18 protein-coding genes are annotated in these 19,277 nt (G+C 63.2%); 9 read left to right on the top strand and 9 right to left on the bottom strand.

Annotated elements, in window-relative coordinates; translation table 11 throughout:
• Positions 1 to 10: 10 nt before the first annotated feature.
• Both argS and SAB01S_RS06590 read right to left on the bottom strand, forming a co-directional pair.
• On the bottom strand, positions 11 to 1,738 hold the full coding sequence (gene argS, locus SAB01S_RS06595) for an arginine--tRNA ligase (RefSeq protein WP_062732279.1): 1,728 nt from the start codon (positions 1,736 to 1,738) through the stop codon (positions 11 to 13).
• A 162-nt stretch (positions 1,739 to 1,900) separates the two neighbouring features.
• A complete protein-coding gene (locus tag SAB01S_RS06590; RefSeq protein WP_062732375.1) occupies positions 1,901 to 2,509 on the bottom strand; it encodes a hypothetical protein in 609 nt (202 codons plus the stop codon).
• A gap of 164 nt (positions 2,510 to 2,673) precedes the next feature.
• Between SAB01S_RS06590 and ispH the strand changes: the two genes are divergently transcribed.
• The 3 genes from ispH to rnhA are packed head-to-tail and all read left to right on the top strand — an operon-like array spanning position 2,674 to position 5,115.
• On the top strand, positions 2,674 to 3,633 hold the full coding sequence (gene ispH, locus SAB01S_RS06585; protein ID WP_062732278.1) for a 4-hydroxy-3-methylbut-2-enyl diphosphate reductase: 960 nt from the start codon (positions 2,674 to 2,676) through the stop codon (positions 3,631 to 3,633).
• Positions 3,634 to 3,688: 55 nt separating this feature from the next.
• Positions 3,689 to 4,672 carry a homoserine kinase gene (thrB, locus tag SAB01S_RS06580; protein ID WP_062732277.1) on the top strand — a complete coding sequence of 328 codons (984 nt, stop codon included), beginning with the start codon at positions 3,689 to 3,691 and terminating at the stop codon, positions 4,670 to 4,672.
• A complete protein-coding gene (rnhA, locus tag SAB01S_RS06575) occupies positions 4,669 to 5,115 on the top strand; it encodes a ribonuclease HI (RefSeq protein ID WP_062732276.1) in 447 nt (148 codons plus the stop codon). The genes thrB and rnhA overlap by 4 nt, the downstream gene beginning before the upstream one ends.
• 94 nt (positions 5,116 to 5,209) lie before the next feature.
• Here rnhA and SAB01S_RS06570 read toward each other — a convergent pair whose 3' ends face one another.
• A complete protein-coding gene (locus SAB01S_RS06570; RefSeq protein WP_062732275.1) occupies positions 5,210 to 7,024 on the bottom strand; it encodes a DUF885 domain-containing protein in 1,815 nt (604 codons plus the stop codon).
• Positions 7,025 to 7,224: 200 nt separating this feature from the next.
• Between SAB01S_RS06570 and SAB01S_RS06565 the strand changes: the two genes are divergently transcribed.
• From SAB01S_RS06565 to grxD, 6 genes are all read left to right on the top strand, one after another.
• The gene (locus SAB01S_RS06565) at positions 7,225 to 7,911 is read left to right on the top strand and encodes a glutathione S-transferase family protein (RefSeq protein ID WP_062732274.1); all 687 of its coding nucleotides are present in this window, start codon (positions 7,225 to 7,227) and stop codon (positions 7,909 to 7,911) included.
• 99 nt (positions 7,912 to 8,010) lie between these two features.
• Entirely contained in the window at positions 8,011 to 9,462 is a 1,452-nt protein-coding gene (gene leuC / locus SAB01S_RS06560) for a 3-isopropylmalate dehydratase large subunit (RefSeq protein WP_062732273.1), read from the top strand.
• A gap of 109 nt (positions 9,463 to 9,571) precedes the next feature.
• Positions 9,572 to 10,177, top strand: a complete 606-nt coding sequence (gene leuD, locus SAB01S_RS06555; protein WP_062732272.1) for a 3-isopropylmalate dehydratase small subunit — start codon at positions 9,572 to 9,574, stop codon at positions 10,175 to 10,177.
• A gap of 58 nt (positions 10,178 to 10,235) precedes the next feature.
• On the top strand, positions 10,236 to 10,559 hold the full coding sequence (locus SAB01S_RS06550) for a DUF1476 domain-containing protein (protein ID WP_021225256.1): 324 nt from the start codon (positions 10,236 to 10,238) through the stop codon (positions 10,557 to 10,559).
• 14 nt (positions 10,560 to 10,573) lie between these two features.
• A complete protein-coding gene (locus SAB01S_RS06545) occupies positions 10,574 to 10,807 on the top strand; it encodes a BolA family protein (RefSeq protein WP_021225255.1) in 234 nt (77 codons plus the stop codon).
• Between the two features lie 58 nt (positions 10,808 to 10,865).
• Positions 10,866 to 11,198, top strand: coding sequence for a Grx4 family monothiol glutaredoxin (gene grxD, locus SAB01S_RS06540; protein WP_062732374.1), 333 nt, complete (start codon positions 10,866 to 10,868; stop codon positions 11,196 to 11,198).
• 384 nt (positions 11,199 to 11,582) lie between these two features.
• On the opposite strand, the gene ftsH is transcribed toward grxD, so the two are convergent.
• From ftsH to ptsP, 6 genes are all read right to left on the bottom strand, one after another.
• Positions 11,583 to 13,532 (bottom strand): ATP-dependent zinc metalloprotease FtsH, encoded by a 1,950-nt coding sequence (gene ftsH / locus SAB01S_RS06535; RefSeq protein ID WP_021225253.1) that lies wholly within the window; start codon positions 13,530 to 13,532, stop codon positions 11,583 to 11,585.
• A 99-nt stretch (positions 13,533 to 13,631) separates the two neighbouring features.
• A complete protein-coding gene (locus SAB01S_RS06530) occupies positions 13,632 to 13,823 on the bottom strand; it encodes a hypothetical protein (RefSeq protein ID WP_062732271.1) in 192 nt (63 codons plus the stop codon).
• Positions 13,824 to 13,946: 123 nt separating this feature from the next.
• Entirely contained in the window at positions 13,947 to 14,891 is a 945-nt protein-coding gene (gene tilS / locus SAB01S_RS06525) for a tRNA lysidine(34) synthetase TilS (protein ID WP_062732270.1), read from the bottom strand.
• Positions 14,882 to 15,814 carry a tol-pal system YbgF family protein gene (locus SAB01S_RS06520; RefSeq protein WP_062732269.1) on the bottom strand — a complete coding sequence of 311 codons (933 nt, stop codon included), beginning with the start codon at positions 15,812 to 15,814 and terminating at the stop codon, positions 14,882 to 14,884. The genes tilS and SAB01S_RS06520 overlap by 10 nt, the downstream gene beginning before the upstream one ends.
• 159 nt (positions 15,815 to 15,973) lie before the next feature.
• Complete coding sequence (locus tag SAB01S_RS06515; protein ID WP_062732268.1) at positions 15,974 to 16,825, bottom strand: helix-turn-helix domain-containing protein; 852 nt, start codon at positions 16,823 to 16,825, stop codon at positions 15,974 to 15,976.
• Positions 16,826 to 16,898: 73 nt separating this feature from the next.
• Entirely contained in the window at positions 16,899 to 19,175 is a 2,277-nt protein-coding gene (ptsP, locus tag SAB01S_RS06510; RefSeq protein ID WP_062732267.1) for a phosphoenolpyruvate--protein phosphotransferase, read from the bottom strand.
• Positions 19,176 to 19,277: the final 102 nt, after the last annotated feature.

Here is a 19,277-nt window from a genome sequence, read left to right as displayed (position 1 = left end):
ATCCCGTCCATCACTGCATTTCGGTCAGCGCGGCCACGCCCATCAGCGCCAGCCCGTTGCGGATAATCTGCCCTATTCCCTGCGCCAGGGAAAGGCGCGTAGCGGTCAGCGCCGGATCGTCGGCGCGGATCACGCGCGCGCCCGGATCGTCATTACCCATATTCCACCAGCCATGAAATGCCGAGGCCAGATCATTGAGATAAAAAGCAATTCTATGCGGTTCGCGCGCCTGTGCCGCCCCTTCGACGACACGGGGGAATTGCGCGGCGAGCTTGACCAGGCCGAGTTCCGCCGTCCCAAGTAGGGACAGGTCAGGCGCGGGCAGATCAATTCCAGCCTCTTGAGCGCGCCGTCCGAGCGAGGAAATCCGGGCATGGGCATATTGGACGTAGAAGACCGGATTGTCCTTCGACGCCTCCACCACCTTGGCAAAATCGAAATCCATCTGCGCATCGGCCTTGCGCGTCAGCATGGTGAAACGGACGACATCCTTGCCCACTTCGCGCACCACGTCCGCCAGCGTCACGAAATTGCCGGCGCGTTTCGACATCTTCACCGGCTCGCCGTCGCGCAGGAGGCGCACCATCTGAATGAGCTTCACGTCGAACCGCGCCCGTCCTTCCGTCAGCGCGGCGACGGCGGCCTGGATACGCTTGACCGTGCCGGCATGGTCGGCGCCCCAAATGTCGATCAGCTGGTCCGCCGCCTGCGCCTTTTGAAAATGATAGGCCATGTCGGCGCCGAAATAGGTCCAGCTGCCATTGGACTTCTTGATCGGCCGATCCTGATCGTCGCCGAATTTGGTCGAGCGGAACAGCGGCAGTTCCACCGGCTCCCAATCATCGGGCAATTCGCCCTTGGGCGCTTCCAGCACGCCGTCATAAACCAGGTCATGCGCGCGCAGCCAGGCTTCCGCCTCATCGGGCTTGCCCGCCGCCTGCAACTCCGCCTCCGACTCAAAAATATCATGATGGATGCCCAGCAGGCCCAAGTCGCTGCGGATCATGTCCATCATCTTCGCCACGGCAAAAGTGCGGAACGGCACCAGCCAGTCGGATTCCGGCGCGCCGACGAACCTGTCGCCATATTCGGCGGCAAGCGCCTGCCCTACCGGCACCAGATAGTCGCCGGGGTAAAGGCCTTCGGGGATCGCGCCGACATCCTCGCCCAGAGCCTCGCGGTAGCGCAGATGCGCAGACCGGGCGAGCACATCGACCTGACCGCCCGCGTCATTGATATAATATTCGCGGATCACCTTGTGCCCGGCATATTCGAGCAGCGTCGCAAGCGCATCGCCCACCACCGCGCCCCGGCAATGCCCCATATGCATGGGTCCGGTGGGGTTGGCCGACACATATTCGACATTGACGGTGATGCCCTGCCCCAGGTCGGACCGCCCATAGTCGGCCGCGTCGGCATGGATCGTCGCCAGTTCCGCACGCCAGGTTGCGTCCGTCAGCGTCATGTTGATGAAGCCGGGGCCAGCGATGGCGGCGCTTTGCACGTCGTCCAGCGCCTGCAACTTCATGACGATCGCCTCAGCAAGCGCGCGCGGATTGGTGCCGGCCGGCTTGGCCAGAACCATCGCGGCGTTGGTGGCCAAGTCGCCATGGCTGGCATCGCGCGGCGGCTCGACCGTGACAGGTTTGCGATTAAGACCGGCGGGCAGAACGCCTTCGGCCTCCAGCGCGTCGAGCACGGCGTCGAGATGGGCGGTAAAACGAGTGTAGAGGGACATTCAACAATCCTGCGTCAAAAAATCCGTTCGCCCTGAGTAGCCATTGAGCGAAGTCGAAATGGCGTATCGAAGGATTTGGGTGACGCAGATGCTTCGATACGGGCCTTCGGCTTCGCTCAGTCCCTACTCAGCACGAACGGGAAAATCAAAGTTGAGCGCGCCTTAACGGGTCGCGTTATATCGGAGCTGATCCTGGGTCAGGTTGAAACCCACGAGCAGTTCAAAGCTGGTCCGCTGCAAGGCAGCCTTGACATCCGGCTGCGCGAACGGATCGATCGCGGCATCGGCGTCACCGGCCTTGCGCTTTTGCGTTATCTTCTGCTGAATTTCGGCCGGCAGGGTGGCCGCGCTCTTGTTCACATAAGATCCGGCCTTCGCCTGCGCGCTGGCGCGATACTGGCCCGGCGCGAATTCCAGCGTCACCTGACCGATGCGCTTGGCAACCACGGCGCTGCCGCCTTGGACGACCGCCGAGAAATAGGGCAGCACGACCTGCCGCGCGCCGTTGGCGTCCGTGCGGCGCGCGTTCACGGTGAATGTCGCCTCGGTGTAAAACTGGTCGCCATCCGCACAGGTGGAGCGCAGGTCGGTGATGTTCGCCACCACGTCGATCGCCGAAGCGTCCGTGCTGTTTGCCGGATTGAACAATGTGATGTCGCCGGTTTGCGCCGGGATCGCCGCCGTTGGGCAGGCCGAACGCACGGCGACGATGCCGCCGGTCGCATCGATTTCGCCACGCCGCGAGCAGCCTGCCAGAGCGAGCGCCAGCATGGCGGTCAGGGCGATCGAAGAAGTTTTCACAGGCAGATATTCCTTGGCGGGGCCGGAAGTGTTGCGCTTCCTTATCCATCCGCCGCCTGCCACGCAACTGCAAGCAAGCCGCTTTCGCATGCCCCCTCTTCCTTCCGCCGCGCCATTCGCCTAAGCCGACGCGCATGACGCATGCGCCAGATACCCTTCGCCCGATGACCCTGTTGATCGCCGCGCCACGCGGCTTTTGCGCGGGGGTGGACCGCGCCATCGTCATCGTCGAGCGCGCGATCGAGAAATATGGCGCGCCCGTCTATGTTCGCCACGAAATCGTCCACAACAAATATGTCGTGGACAGCCTGAAGGCCAAGGGCGCGATCTTCGTCGAAGAACTGGATCAGGTGCCTGACGGCGTGCCTGTGGTCTTTTCCGCCCATGGCGTGCCCAAGGCGGTGCCGGAAAAGGCGCAGGAGCGCGGCCTCGACTATCTGGACGCCACCTGTCCGCTGGTCAGCAAAGTGCATCGCCAGGCCGAGCGGCAGGTCGACAATGGCCGCCACATCCTGTTTATCGGCCACAAGGGGCATCCTGAGGTGATCGGCACATTCGGGCAGGTGCCGGACGGTTCGATGACCTTGATCGAAACGGTCGAGGATGCGGAACGCTTCGTGCCCGTCGATCCCGACAATCTGGCCTTCCTGACGCAGACGACCTTGTCGGTGGATGACACGGCCGCCATCGTCGCGACCTTGCAGCGGCGTTTCCCCACCATCGCCGCGCCGCGCGGAGAGGATATCTGCTATGCAACGTCGAACCGCCAGACTGCGGTAAAGGCGATCGCCGGGCGGTGCGACGCGCTCTACGTCATCGGCGCGCCCAACAGTTCCAATTCGCTGCGCCTGGTCGAAGTCGCCGAACGCGAAGGAACGCCGGCCCGCCTGATCCAGCGCGCGGACGAAGTGGATTTTGACTGGCTGGAGTCGATCGGCACATTGGGCCTGACGGCCGGGGCCTCCGCGCCGGAAATCTTGGTGCGCGAAGTGGTCGACCGCATCGCCACCCGCTACGCCGTGACCGAAGAACAGGTCGAAACGGCGCGGGAAACCATTTCCTTCAAACTTCCGCGTGGCTTGGACCATGCATGAGGCGCGACTACGCGCGCCCGCCCCTGCCCGCTATCAAGATCAAGGCTGACCGACCATGGCCGTCTATACGCATGTCCCCGCCGAAGACATCGACGTCTTTCTGGCCCGCTATGATGCCGGACGGCTGGTGTCGGCCAAGGGCATCGCCGAAGGGGTCGAGAACAGCAATTACCTGCTCGAAACAACCGGCAGCAGCGACAATGGCGAGGGCCAGCGCTTCATCCTGACGCTGTATGAAAAGCGGGTGGACGAAGCGGACCTCCCCTTTTTCATGGATCTGCTCGACCATCTGGGCGCGCGCGGGTGCCGCGTGCCGCGCTTCATAGCCGATCGGGAAGGACGTCGGCTTCAGCATCTGGCCGGACGCCCCGCCTGCCTGATAGAGTTTCTCACCGGCATCAGCGTGACGGAACCGACGGCGGCGCAGGCCCATGCCGCTGGCATGGCGCTGGGCGAATTGCACAAGGCCGCGCAGGGATTTCCGCAGCAGCGCCCCAACCGGCTGGACAAGGCGGGCTGGCACGCTCTGGCCGCACGCTGCGGCGCCGATCTCGACCAGATCGAGCCGGGGCTGGCTGACCGGGTACGCGACGAACTCGCCTGGTTGGATGCGCATTGGCCCGCAGACCTGCCGCAATCGGTGATCCATGCGGACCTGTTTCCTGACAATGTGCTGATGCTGGACGATCATGTGACCGGCCTCATCGACTTTTATTTCAGCTGCACCGACATTCGCGCCTATGACCTTGCCGTGACGCACAGCGCCTGGTGCTTCAGCAATGATGGCGCGACCTGGTTTGGGGATCGGGCAGCGGCACTGGGCGCGGGCTACAGCGAGGCCCATGGCCTGACGCAGGCTGAGCGGGCTGCCTTCCCGACCCTGTGTCGCGGCGCGGCGCTGCGTTTCCTGCTCACGCGCGCCTATGACTGGATCAATACGCCCGCCGATGCGCTGGTGACGCGCAAGGACCCCACCGCCTATCTGCGCCGGCTGGATTTCTACGCCCGTGCGGACGCAGCGGAGTTGCTGGGCGCATGAGCGATCTCCCCCGGGTCGAGATTTTCACCGATGGCGCGTGCAAGGGCAATCCGGGCCCTGGCGGTTGGGGCGCGGTGTTGCGCTTTGGCGACACGGAAAAGGAAATCTCCGGTGGCGAAGCACAGACAACCAACAACCGCATGGAAATGACGGCGGCGCTTGAAGCGCTGAACCTGCTCAAGAAACCATGCGCGGTAACGCTCTACACCGACAGCAAATATGTCATGGATGGCATCACCAAATGGGTGTTCGGCTGGCAGAAAAGGGGCTGGCGGACCGCCGACAACAAACCGGTGAAAAATGTCGAGATTTGGCAGGAGCTGGTCAAGGCGGCCGCCCGCCACCAGATGACCTGGAAATGGGTGAAAGGCCATGCCGGCCATCCTGAAAATGAGCGCGCCGATCAGCTTGCCAGTGCCGCCGCCGAGACGTTTCGCCGCTGAGTTGATGGAGGGCTTCGCCTGAACGGCTGCGCGCATGGAAGGATGACCGGATGAAGCCTCGCCAGGCACAAGGCTCCATCCGGTAACACCAGTATCAGGCGATGCCCGCGCGGCGGCGCACGGTCTGCTTCAATATGTCGAGCGGCATCGCGCCCAGCGTAAGCACTTCATGAAACTGCTTGATGTCGAAGGCGGCGCCCTGATGCTGTTTCACGTCTTCACGCAGGTCGTTCCAGACGGTGTGGCCGATCTTGTAACTGCATGCCTGCCCTGGCCAGACGGTGTAGCGATCAATTTCACCCTGGCTGCGGCCTCGCGCGATGCCGGTCGTGGCGATCAGGAAATCCGTCGCTTTTTCGCGGCTCCAACGCTTGGCGTGCATCCCTGAGTCAACCACCAGGCGGGTCGCACGGAACAACAGCGATTGCAGATAGCCGACCTGGCCCAGCGGATCGCCTTCATACATGCCCATTTCGTCCGCCAGTTGTTCTGAGTAGAGCGCCCAGCCTTCCGAATAGCCGCTATAGCCGCCACGCCGCCGGATCAGCGGAATGGCATCCGATTCCAGCGCGACCGACACCTGGAGATGATGGCCCGGCACGGCTTCATGATGGGTCAGCGTCGCAAGGCCAAATTTGGGCCGATCGAACGTGTCGCGCAGGTTGATATAATAGATGGCCGGGCGCGAGCCGTCGAGCGAGGCGTTTTGATAATAGCCGCCCGGCGCGCCCGCCTGGATCGTCACTGGCACGCGGCGCACCTCGACCGGCGCCTTGGGCAGCGTCCTGGCGGAAAAGGCCTCGGGCAGGCGCTTGCTCATGGCGATGATCTGGCGATTGAGCTGCGCCAGCAAGGCTTCACGCCCCGGATCGGTGTTGGGATAAAGCTGGTCGGGTCGCTTGTTGAGCGCCACCAGCCGCTCGCCGACGCTGCCCTGGCTCATCCCCTCGCCTTTTAGGATCGCGTCGATCCGGGCGCTGATCTGCGCGACCTGCTCCAGACCGATACGGTGAATTTCGTCACCGGTCAGCTTCGTGGTTGTCGCCGCTTCGGCCGCATTGGCATAGAATTGCTCGCCATCGGGCAGGCGCCAGCAGCCCGCGTCATGCACCGCCCTGGCACGCAAATCGCGCACCAGCGCACGCTGGCGATCGACGGCGGGAAAGATGCTTTCCGCCACGATCTTTTCAGCCTGGGCGGCGCGGTCCGGCGGCAGACCCGCGTCCTTGAGCTTCTTGACAAACGACGTGACGAGAACCGTATCAGCCGCTGGCTGATCGCGCAGCGCGGCCTGCATCTTCATCGTCGTGTCCAGAATATAGTCGGGCGCGAAAACACCGCGGGCGGCGTCCGCCTTTTGCCGCTCCAGTTCGCCGTCCATCGCTGCGGGAAAGGCCTCCAGACGCGACAGATAGGCGTCGGCGTCCGCCGCATCCTTCACCCGATGCTGCGAATCCAGGAAATCGGGAATTTCGCGATAGCTGCCGGTCAGTTGCGAGAGGATATAGGGCGCATAGCGGCCCATGGTTTCGCCATAGCCAAATTGTTCGCCGCCCAGCGACCGATCGAACTGGTAGGACAGGACATCATAATCAAGCTGGCTCGCTTCGCTGAGCTTTGACCGATCGAAGCTGGCGAGCTGCTGCGCCTGGGCCTTTACGCGCGCTATGTCCTTGGCGACGCCCGCTGCGCTCGTATCGCTCAGTTGCCCGCGCAAGGCCGCGCGAGGCCCCGTGTCCAGGCCAAGACGCGTGGCGCTTTCGGGAGATGATTCCAAGCGCTCATAGAAAAACCGGTCCAGCATTGCGCGGAACCGCGCGTCGGCACTTCCGGCCTGCGCAAGAACATGGGGTGTGGCCGCAGCGATGGCGGTGGCGCCGCTGGTGGCAAGAAATTGGCGTCGGTTCACGACTGGAACTCCATGATGGGAAGAGGCGATGCAAAGGCATCGCACGGGATGGGCCCATTGTGCCGTTGGATCAGGTATTTGGCTAGGGCGTCGTCCATGCAAACATCGACCGTCATGGGAAGGCTTGGACGGATGCCGCTATATCGGCGACCACCAATCGGCTATGTCGCCCTCCATCAATCGCATGGGAGCATCGCGTCATGGCCTACACGCTGATCACCGCAAATCGCAACTACAGCAGCTGGTCGCTGCGCCCTTGGATATTGATGACGGCGCTGGGCCTGCCGTTCGACGATCATATCGAACCTTTTGCCGCCGCCAGCAACTACGCCGCCTTCCGCAGCTTCTCGCCAACGGGCCAAGTGCCCGCGCTGATCGACGGCGATCGAACCGTGTGGGATTCGCTTGGCATCACGCTCTACCTCGCCGATCGCCACCCGGGCGTCTGGCCAGCGGACGAGGCCGCCCGCGCCTTTGCGCAATGCGCCGTTGCCGAAATGCACAGCGGTTTTGCGACGCTGCGCCAGGACTGCCCGATGAATATTGGCGTGCGCGTCGAACCCAACATGCACTCCCCCGCGCTGGGGGGGGATATCGCCCGGCTGCGCGAGCTATGGGAACAGGGGCTGGACCGTTTCGGCGGCCCATTCCTGGCGGGCAAGACCTTCACTGCGGTCGACGCCTTTTACGCGCCCGTCGTCTTTCGGGTGCGCAGCTACGGACTGGATGTCGGGAAGGCGGCGCAGGCGTGGGTCGATCATATGCTGGATCACCCGGCGATGAAGCAGTGGGAGAGCGAAGCCCTGGCCGAAAGCTGGCGGGAGGAAAGCCATGAGGCAGAGATCGCCGCCGCCGGCAGGATTATCGCGGATTATCGGGCCGGATGACGAGGACGTAACTTTCTTGCCGCTACCCTGGCAAAAACAGGATATTTCGGTCGCATTCCCCCTTTTCCCTTCGGCAGGAGGGGTCTAGGGGGGAGCATCATGGTTAAGCCCCGCACCCTCTACGAAAAGATTTGGGACGCGCACGTCGTCGAACGGCGTCCCGACGGCACCTGCCTCATCTATATCGACCGTCACCTTGTGCATGAGGTGACCAGTCCGCAGGCGTTTGAGGGGCTTCGCCTTGCCGGGCGGAAGGTGCGTCGGCCCGATCTCACACTGGCGGTGCCCGATCATAACCTGCCGACGACGCCGCGCCGTGATGCGGCGGGCAATCGCATTCCGATTAGCGATCCCCAAAGTGCGCAGCAGCTCGCCGCATTGGAACGCAATGCGCCAGAATTCGGCGTGCGGCTGATCGGCGATGCGGACCCTGAACAAGGCATCGTCCATGTCGTCGGCCCTGAACAGGGTTTCACCCTGCCCGGCACCACTTTGGTCTGCGGCGACAGTCATACCAGCTCGCATGGTGCGCTGGGCGCATTGGCTTTCGGCATCGGCACCAGCGAGGTCGAGCATGTGCTGGCCACACAGACCCTGCTGCTCAAACAGTCGAAAACGATGGCCGTCGTGGTCGACGGCGAGCTTGCCCCCGGCGTGACGCCCAAGGATGTGGCGCTGGCCATCTGCGGCGCGATCGGCACCGCGGGCGGGACCGGGCATGTCATGGAATATCGCGGGTCCGTCTTTCGCGACATGTCGATCGAGGGGCGACTGACGGTCGCGAATATGTCGATCGAAGCGGGCGCGCGGTCCGGCCTGTTCGCGCCTGATGACAAGACCTTGGCTTACCTGAAAGGACGGCCGATGGCGCCTGCGGGCGCGGACTGGGACGCGGCCGTCGCCTATTGGAAAACATTGGTCACGGACGACGGCGCGACGTTCGACAAGACCGTGGTGATTGACGCCGCCGATATCGTGCCGACCGTCACCTGGGGCACCAGCCCCGAAGACGTCGTGCCGATCACCGGCGTCGTGCCCGATCCAGGCAGCTTTGAGGATGCGAGCAAGCAGGACGCGGTGCGCAAGTCACTGGATTATATGGGCCTCACCGCCGGGCAGCGGATGCAGGACGTCGCCATCGAACATATCTTTATCGGCAGTTGCACCAACAGCCGGATCGAGGATCTGCGCGCCGCAGCCGCCTTGCTGAAGGGTCGTCATGTCGCGTCCGGCATCAAGCATGCGATGGTGGTGCCCGGGTCGGGCCTCGTCAAGGCGCAGGCCGAAGCCGAGGGGCTGGACCGCATCTTCCTTGACGCAGGGTTTGAATGGCGCGAGCCGGGCTGCTCCGCTTGCCTTGGCATGAACCCGGACAAGGTGCCGGCCGGCGAGCGCTGTGCGTCCACGAGCAACCGCAATTTCATGGGCCGCCAGGGACCGGGGGCACGCACCCATCTGGTTTCGCCCGCCATGGCCGCTGCCGCCGCCATCACAGGGCGGCTGACCGATGTTCGTGAATTGATGACGACGCAAAAGGGGATGGTCGCATGAAGAAGATTTTCTGGCTGCTGACGATGGGGGCATTGGCCAGCGCAGCAATGGCGGCAACGCTAGGCCGTGCCGAAGACACGCCGGCGCCCGAGGTGCAGAAGGCGAACTGATGGACAAACTTACGACGGTCGAAGGGCGGGCCTATCCGTTCGGGATGAAGAATGTCGACACCGACATCGTCATTCCCGCCCATTGGCTCAAGACGATTTCACGCAGCGGCCTTGGCCAGGGCGCGTTCGAAGTGCTGCGCAAGCAGCCGGGCAATGTCTTTGACGATCCCGCCTATGCCGGCAGTCCGATCCTGATCGCTGGCGATAATTTCGGCTGTGGGTCCAGCCGCGAACATGCCGCCTGGGCGCTGGCGGACCTTGGCATCAAGGTGGTGATCGCCCCCAGTTTTTCCGATATCTTCTCGGGCAATGCGTTCAAGAACGGCATATTGACGGTTGTCCTGCCGCAGGATGCCGTCGATCGGCTGATGGAGGTCGCGAAGACCGATCCCATCCATGTCGATCTGGAGGCGCAGAGCGTCACCACGCCGTTTCAGGATCGCTTCCATTTCGAAATCGACCCGTTTCGTAAACAGTGCCTGCTGGGCGGGCTGGATGAAATTGGCCTGACGCTGGGCGAGGCCGACGTCATTGACAGCTATGAAGCGCGACAGGCGCAGGAACGCCCGTGGATCGTCCCCTCCGCCGCGCCGGCCGTTGCGTAATCCCTTGCATCTTCCTATCACTGTCCGACAACAGGCCATCTAAGCGGGGCACCAGCATATGACTACGTTTGACGATCGCGAAAAAGCGTTCGAAAATATGTTCGCGCATGATCAGGAGATGGAATTCCGCATCCAGGCGCGCCGCAATCGGCTGCTGGGGGAATGGGCCGCAGCGAAGATGGGCCTGACGCCGGAGGAAACCGACGCCTATGCCAAGGCGGTCGTGCAGGCCGATTTCGAGGAAGCGGGTGACGAGGATGTCATCCGCAAGCTGGTCGGCGACATGACTCAGGCCGGGATCGACATCGACGAAGCGGGCGTGCGCGCGGCATTGGAAGAACAGGCGGTGATCGCTCGCCGCATGTTCATCGAAGCTCAATAAGGAGCGCGCCGACCATGCCCATGGCCGCCGACGACATCGCCGACATGATTCGCGCCGCCATCCCCGATGCGCAGGTTGAAATAACCGACCTGGCCGGCGATGGCGATCATTATGCCGCGCGGGTCGTATCCGAAAGTTTCCGGGGTATGAGCCGGGTTGCGCAGCAGCGTGCGGTCTATGCCGCCCTGGGCGGGCGCATGGGCGGCGTGCTCCACGCCTTGCAACTCACCACTGCGGTTCCCAACTAACGCACGTTGACCGTTTCGCGCCTCCTGTGGCTGCGACAGATAGAATTGGATGACGATGATGACCGACGCCGTGCAGCAGCGGATCGCGCAGATTGTGACTGGCCATGATGTGGTGCTTTTCATGAAAGGCACGCCGCTTTTCCCCCAATGCGGCTTTTCCAGCCGGGCGATTGCCATTCTGGAGCATCTGGGAGTCGGTTACGAAACCGTCGACGTATTGCAGGATCAGGCCATCCGTCAGGGTATCAAAGCCTATTCGGACTGGCCGACGATCCCACAGCTGTATGTGAAGGGCGAGTTTGTTGGCGGCAGCGATATCATGATGGAAATGTATGACGCGGGCGAGTTGCATCAACTCATGACCGACCAAGGCGTCGCCCCGGCCAACTGAGACGCTTCAGCGCATTGATGATTGAGAAACGGCTCGCTCAGCGGGCCGTTTTTTGTTGCGGCCTTGAGGATAAATCGCCTGTGCTGATCACAAAGGCTTAGTTCTACTCGCGTCGCCATCGCGATTTCAGTGGCGGCCGGTATCCCTTGGACGCTGCGCCCCGCAACACGCTGACCAAATAGCAGGCGCGCCACACACCAAATTCCTTCCCGCCGTACAGGTCAGGCGGAACGCGACTACCCCTGAATCGCTCAAATACGCATTTGCTCTCAACGAGAACGCACTATCGGATGGGGTTGCATTTTGGCCCGGCAACCAAGCCGCAAATGAAAATAGGCGCGACCGGAGGGCCGCGCCTATCTCTAACCTGCCTGTAGTCGCGGCTTACGCGCCGGCTGGTGTAGGATCGCCGAACGGCCCCTTGCGCTTGCGAATTTTCGGGATTGACGATCCGACCGCCGGGATGACCGAAGGCTTGATCGTGGTTCCGTCGTCGCGGGTAATCTCACCCTGCTCCAGCAGTGTCTTGATTTCCTCGCCCGTCAGCGTCTCATATTCCAGCATGGCGTTGGCCAGAAGATGCAACTGGTCTTCATGGCCCTTGAGCACCTCTTGCGCCCGTGCATAGCCCTGCTCCACCAAGCCGCGAATTTCCTTGTCGATCAGCTTCGCCGTCTCGTCCGACATATGGACGCGCTGGCTCTGCGAATAGCCAAGGAAGGTTTCGCCTTGCTGCTCCTCATATTGGAGCGGCCCCAGCTTGTCGGACATACCCCACTGCGTCACCATGTCGCGGGCCAGCTTGGTGGCATATTGGATGTCGCCCGATGCGCCCGATGACACCTTGTCATAACCGAAGATGATTTCCTCGGCGACGCGGCCGCCCATGGCGACGGCCATGTTGGCGTGCATCTTGTCGCGATGATAGCTGTAGCTGTCCCGTTCGGGCAGCCGCATGACCATGCCCAAGGCGCGACCGCGCGGGATGATCGTTGCCTTGTGAATCGGGTCGGAGGCCGGTTCGTGCATTGCGACGATGGCATGGCCAGCCTCATGATAGGCGGTCATCTTCTTCTCATCGTCGGTCATGACCATGGAGCGACGCTCGCTGCCCATCATGACCTTGTCCTTGGCCGCCTCGAACTCGTCCATGGCGACCAGCCGCTTGCCGCGCCGGGCTGCCATCAACGCGGCTTCATTGACGAGATTGGCGAGGTCCGCGCCCGAAAAGCCCGGCGTGCCACGCGCGATGGTGCGCGGATTGACGTCGGGGGCGAGCGGCACCTTCTTCATGTGGACAGCAAGAATCTTCTCGCGGCCTTCAATGTCGGGGCGCGGCACCACGACCTGCCGGTCAAAACGGCCGGGACGCAGCAGCGCGGGATCGAGTACGTCGGGACGGTTGGTCGCCGCGACGATGATGATACCTTCATTCGCCTCGAAGCCATCCATTTCGACGAGAAGCTGGTTCAGCGTCTGCTCGCGCTCGTCATTGCCATTGCCCAAGCCCGCGCCGCGATGGCGGCCAACCGCGTCGATTTCGTCGATGAAGACGATGCAGGGCGCATTCTTCTTGGCCTGCTCGAACATGTCGCGCACACGGCTCGCACCAACGCCCACAAACATTTCGACAAAGTCAGAGCCGGAGATGGTGAAGAAAGGCACACCGGCTTCGCCCGCGATCGCGCGCGCCAGCAGCGTTTTGCCGGTACCGGGCGAACCAACCAGCAGCGCGCCCTTGGGAATCTTGCCGCCTAACCGCGCAAATTTGCTGGGGTCTTTCAGGAACTCGACAATTTCCTGCAACTCCTCGCGCGCCTCGTCGATGCCGGCCACGTCATCAAACGTCACCTTGCCATGTTTTTCGGTCAGCAGCTTGGCCTTGGACTTTCCGAAACCCATGGCGCCACCAGCGCCGCCACCCTTCTGCATCTGACGCAGTACGAAAAAGGCGATGCCCAATATCAGCAGGAACGGCAGCGACTGATAGATGAGAATCATCCAGAAGCTGGGTTGCTCCTCCGCCTGACCCGAATATTTGACGTTGAAGTCATCGAGCATCTTGGGAAGGCCCGGATCGTTGACCGGAACAGTGCTGAATTTCTGGCCGCTCGACAGGGTACCGGTGATGCGATCAGGCGCGATCGCGACATCCTTGACCTGCCCTTCCTGCACTTTCGAGCGAAACTCGGAATAGGCGATCCCGGTGCCCGCCGTCGTGGCGGTGCGGCTGTCGAACAGCGATACAAACAGCAACAGGGCGACAATCACGCCTGCCCAAATCATCGCGCTCTTGATCCAGGGGTTGCCCTGCGGGTCTTTCTCGTCGTTCATCATCACTCTCTTTCACCCGCCAAGATAGGGCACGCCGGCAAAAGCGCAAGCGCAGCCGACGCCGTTCCCTGGCGGCGATTCAGCATAGATGACCGAAGGTCAGACGACCCCGGCGATCGTCAATGCAAGATAGCCGAGCGCCAGTGCGAGGCCTGCCGACATACCGCACAGCAGATATCCCATGTAAAGGAGCAGCGGTGGATGCGGCCGAGCCAAAGTCCGGTTCCGCTGCGCCGCCGAAAGGATGATGCTCGCCAAGAGTCCATAAGATAAAGCAGCAAATTCAAACATGCATAGAGAGTCCTGCTGGAAAGCCGACCCGATACCATATCGGCCGTTAACCAGATGCCACCATCACGCCAAAAGCGGCAAAACGTGACTGCGACGCGCCGACCCGTGGAACCTTTTGCCAAATTAACTGCGAGGCGGCGCTGGTCGCAGGCTCCACGTGCTGCCGCCTTTTAGCAGCCAATCGCCAAGGCTCGCCTGGCGGCCTGCCGCCGCCTCCTGCAAGGCGTGATCCAACGTGTCCCCGCGCGGCGCTTTTGCGCCGGCCAGCATCAGCATATGCACCAATAGCCGACGCAGATATTCGCGCGGAAGGTCGATACGGTCGAGCATCCATCCGATGCCGTCGGGGCGCACATGACGCTCCGCCAGTTGCGCGACGCTCCACAGAATCGCGGTTTCCGCCTCCGCCAATGCCGCGGCGCTACGCGTCACCGCCTGCGCGTCCAACCAGGGCGCGTCGGACAGCGCCAAGCGCAAGGCAGCCCGATCGAAGCGCGCGTCGCGATTTGAGGGATCCTGCACATGCGGTAATTTTTCGCGATCGACAAATGCCTGCAACTGCGCCTTGCGCTCGCCCAGCAGTGGCCGGATCACCCGGCCGGACCTGGCGCGCACGCCGGCAAGTCCACCAATGCCCGACCCCCGGTTGAGACGCATCACCACTGTTTCGAGCTGATCGTCGGCGTGATGGGCGGTCATGATCCAGTCCATGGCGCAAGACGCGCGCCAAGCCTCCATCAGGCGATAGCGCATGGCGCGCGCCCAAGCCTGGACATTACCCGTCACCGGCACATCGGGATGGAGCGTGGCATGGTCGATACCGTGCGCGCTACACCATCGCGCCACCATTGCCGCCTCGTCGGCGGATTCCGGCCGCAAGCCATGATCCACCGTCACTGCGGCCACGCGACCCGGAAAGGCGCCCGCCGCGAGCCACAGCAGCGCCATGCTGTCCGGTCCCCCGGACACGGCTACGGCAAAGCGGGTTGCCGGATCATCGCCGACCAGCGCGCGTGTCGCATCGATCAGCCGCGTCTGAAGCGCGGCGCTTTCGCCTGTCAGCTGCACTTCGCCTGGGCGCGCCCCTTGTCCATCATCGCACGCAGGCTGGAGGACAGGCTGCTGCCATAGACCTGATCCAGTTCCTGATAGACCTTGCAGGCGTCGGCGGGCTTTTTCAGCTGGATCAGCGCTTCGCCAAGATAAGCCAGGCTGTCCGCCGCACGGTCGCCACGCGGCCGTTTCTGATAATTTTCGTAAAAAGCCACAGAGGCGAGAGCCGGCTTACCATCATCCAGATAGGCGCGGCCAAGCAGATTCTGCGCCCGGCTGGCGACTGAGCTGTCGCCATATTTGTCCACCGTGGCTTTGAGTTGCGCCTGCGCCTCCGGGTAGAATTTGGCGTCCCACAGGCGAAAGCCGTAGGTGTAGGCGTCATTGGCCTCATCGCCGCTGTTGGGCCGCTCAATCGCCGCGACCGCCGTCTTGCGCGCTTCGCTCGCGCCTGCGGGGGCGGAGGGTTTGGCGGCGGCAGGCCTGGCGGGCGCCGGTTCGGCGGGTGCGAGCGCTGCGCTGGTGCCTGATGATGCCGTCGGCACGGTGGCGACCGGCGGCGCGGCAGGCGCCATCCGCGCGTCGGTTTCAGCCTTGTATTTCGTGAAGGATTCTTCGAGCTGACGCAGCTTGTAGCTGTTTTCCTCAACCTGCCCCGTGATCGAGGCCAGTTGCGATTCCAGCGCGCTCACCCGCGCAGTCAGGTCAGCGACAGGGGTCGATGCAGGCGTTCCCGGCGATGGCTGGGGTGTCGCAGGACGCGTAATCTCCGCTTCGATCGGCGTGCCCGCGGGAAACACCTTGCGCTGCACCGCGCGCATTTCCTTTTCCAGCCGATCGACACGCCCTTCGACACTGGTCTGTGCCGCAGTTGGCGAGGCAAGGGCGATCATCGCGCTTGCGATGACGGCTGTGGACGCGAATAAGGCGTGACGCATGACGTTCCCCGACTGCTGCGATACCGGCACGGGCCATATCCTTCCGACCGGCAAGCGCATGACTTCCAAGCTGCGGCCGTCACCTCCCCGCTGAGGTGACGGCCGCACCCTTAACCATAAGGCCTAATTACCTGCGGTAAAGCGGGACCTTCGCTGCTGTCAGTTTGCCGAAGCAGCAGGTGCCGCTTGCCCGCCGGCCGGCGTGCCGGATTGTTGCCCGGCTGGAGCAGTGCGCGCCAGCAGCGCCTCGGCATTGACCGGAACATCGGCGATGGTGCGATCGGCAGCGCCGAGGGGCGGAATAGGCTTTCCACCTACAGTGACATTCAATGCCTGCGGGCGACCGGTCAAGATCGTGGGATTGCGCGCGCCGGCGGGAAGGGTGAAGCTTTCGCCCTTCTTCATCGTTCCGTCCTTCAGCCGCTCGCCCGCTTCATCGACGATCCGCAACCAGACATCATCTACCGCCGTGAAGACAACAGTTTGCGGCACCTGGCGAATGGGCGCGACGGCGCTGCCCGCCGCAGGCGCAGAGGGCCGGGCTGGCGCGCTGGCGGCAATCTCTTCGCTCGACGGCGGCGTGAACAATTGGGTACGCCAGATGATGTAGCCACCGATAAGCACCAGCACGATCGCGGCCAGCGTCCAGGCCAGCGCGCGGGACGGCACGCGCGCCGGATCGGCCGGCTCGAACGCCTCATAGCGATTGGCGCCCAGGTCCGAACCATGGACAGCTTCCCGCACCTCGGCGGCAATCGCCACTTCGTCCACGTCCACAGCGCGCGCATAGGCCCGGGCAAAGCCCACGGCATAGGGAATACCCGGCAAGGCACCATAATCGTCGCGTTCGACCGCTTCGAGTTGCCGCGAGGCGATACGCGTGCGCGTCGCGACATCCTGAAGCGAAAGCCCCTGCGCTTCCCGCGCAGCGCGCAGCTTTGCGCCGGGCGTCCTGGGCTGCGTGTCTTCCACCGGCGTTGCGCCGGGTTCGATGTCTGGTTCTTCTGCCATATTGCTCCGCGACCTGTGATGGTCGGCCTTGTCTCATTGCGGGACGGGCATTGTCAACGCCGGACCAGCCGTTTCAGCTGAGTTCCACCCCCCGATCGGACGCCCATTGCGTCAGCCGTTCGCGTATGTCCGGCGCACCGCTGTCGAGCCATTCCCGCATCAGGGATTGCAGCTGCGCCGCGTCGACTGCGCGGATCATCGCCTTGACCGGGCCGACTGACGCAGGCGTGATCGACAAGCGTCGGATGCCAAGGCCGATCAGCGCCATCGCCTCCAAAGTGCGCCCACCCATTTCGCCGCAGACACCGACCGAGACCTGATGCGCCACGCAGGCGCGTACGACGCGGTCCAGGAAGCGCAGGATCGCGATGCTGAGCCAGTCATACCGCTCCGCCAGCTTAGGGTGGGCGCGGTCCGCCGCGAACAGAAATTGCGTCAGGTCGTTGGTGCCGATCGACAGAAAGTCGAGGCGTGGCAGCAGCAGGTCGAGCACTTCGGCCAAGGCCGGCACTTCCAGCATCGCGCCATATTTGACCGCGATCGGCAGCTTCTTCTTATGGCCGTGCAGCCATTCGCGCTGATGCTCGACCAAAGCACGGGCGGCTTCATACTCCCACGGCTCCGACACCATCGGGAACATGATGTTGAGTATCTTGCCTGCACTCGCCTCCAGCAGCGCGCGCGCCTGCGCCTTCATCAGCCCGTCGCGGTCGAGCGCGAGCCGCAACGCGCGCCAGCCCATGGCGGGATTGTCCTCCAACTCCTCGTCGCCATCCCGCTGCATATAGGGCAACGCCTTGTCGCCGCCGATATCGACGGTGCGGAAAATGACTGGTCGGTCTCCCGCCGCGTCCAGCACATCCTTGTAAAGCCGCTGCTGCTTTTCGCGTTGCGGCAAGGTCGCGGACACCAGGAACTGGAATTCGGTGCGGAACAGGCCGATGCCATCCGCGCCGACCAAGTCCAGCGCCTGCGCGTCTTCGCGCAGGCCTGCATTGACCATCAATTCGACGCGCTGCCCATCGGTGGTCACGGACGGCAGGTCGCGCATGGCCGCGAATTCCGCGCGACGCTTCTGCGTCACATGCAGCTTATTCTCGAACGCCTCGTCCATGTCCGGGCCGGGCCGGATCAAGACGGTGTTTTCGGCCACGTCCAGCAGGATGAGGTCGCCTTCATTGAGCTTGTGGCGGACATCCCGCACCCGGCCAAGAACAGGCACGCCCATGGCGCGCGCGACGATGGTGACATGGGCCGTCAGCGACCCTTCCTCCAGGATCACACCCTTCAACCGCCGACGATCATATTCCAGCAGCTCCGCAGGCCCCAGATTGCGCGCGATCAATATGGCGTCCTGGCGCAAGCCCAGTTGCGCGGCGGTCCCCAGCTGCCCTGACACGATCCGAAGCAGCCGGTTCGCCATATCCTCCAGGTCGTGCATCCGATCCTGCAACAGCGGGTCGTCAATCTGCCGCATGCGCATGCGGGTGCGCTGTTGCACCCTCTCGATCGCCGCCTCGGCGGTCAGGCCACTGTCGATCGCTTCATTGATCCGCCGAATCCACCCCTCGTCATAGGCGAACATCTTGTAGGTTTCGAGCACCTCCTGATGTTCGCCCTCGGTCCCGAATTCGGCCGCGCCGGTCATCCGGTCGATCTGCTCGCGCATTTTCGTGAAGGCGGAAATGACCCGCGCGCGTTCGGCCTCGGTATCTTCGGCCACCGTATGTTCGACATGGATGCGCGGCTGGTGAAAGACGGCGTGGCCGCGCGCCATGCCCATCACCAGTTGCAGGCCCTGCAAGATGGTCGTGCCCGTTTCCGCGACGCGCGCATCGGCCGGGCCGTCATCGGCCAATTCGGCGTTTGCGATCAGTTCGGACAGCACCATGGCGACCGTCTGCAACGCCTCGATCTCCACCTCTTCATAGCGGCGCGGCTCCACATGCTGCACGCACAGGACACCGATCGACCGCTCCCGCCGCACGATCGGCACACCGGCAAAGCTGTGAAAACGATCTTCCCCGGTTTCGGGACGATAGGAAAAGTCGGGATGCGCCGCCGCCTCGTCCAGGTTCAGCGTCTCGACATTGGTGGCGATGAGGCCCACCAGCCCCTCCCCCATGGCCATCCGCGTGACGTGCACCGCCTCCTGCTTGAGGCCGCGCGTAGCGAACAATTCCAATACGCCTTCGCGCACCAGATAGATGGAACAGACCTCGCTGGAGAGCGACTGGCCGATGATCTCCACCACCTTGTTGAGCTTCGCCTGGGCGCTGTTGCGCGACGCCATCACCTCCTGCAACAGGACAAGGATCTGGCGGGCGGCGGCGGCGGGCGTCGTGGGCATGGGGCAGCGCTACCAGATTGACCCGAAAAGTGCCAAGATTTGTGCGGCCAAAGTCGCGCTGAAAAATATCATCTTAAAAAGACCGCCTGCCATTCACATAGC

The organism is Sphingobium abikonense NBRC 16140, from assembly GCF_001598335.1.
Taxonomy (GTDB): Bacteria; Pseudomonadota; Alphaproteobacteria; order Sphingomonadales; family Sphingomonadaceae; genus Sphingobium; species Sphingobium abikonense.
The sequence above is the reverse complement of the archived record's forward strand: the minus strand, read 5'-3'. Positions and strand labels throughout refer to the sequence as shown.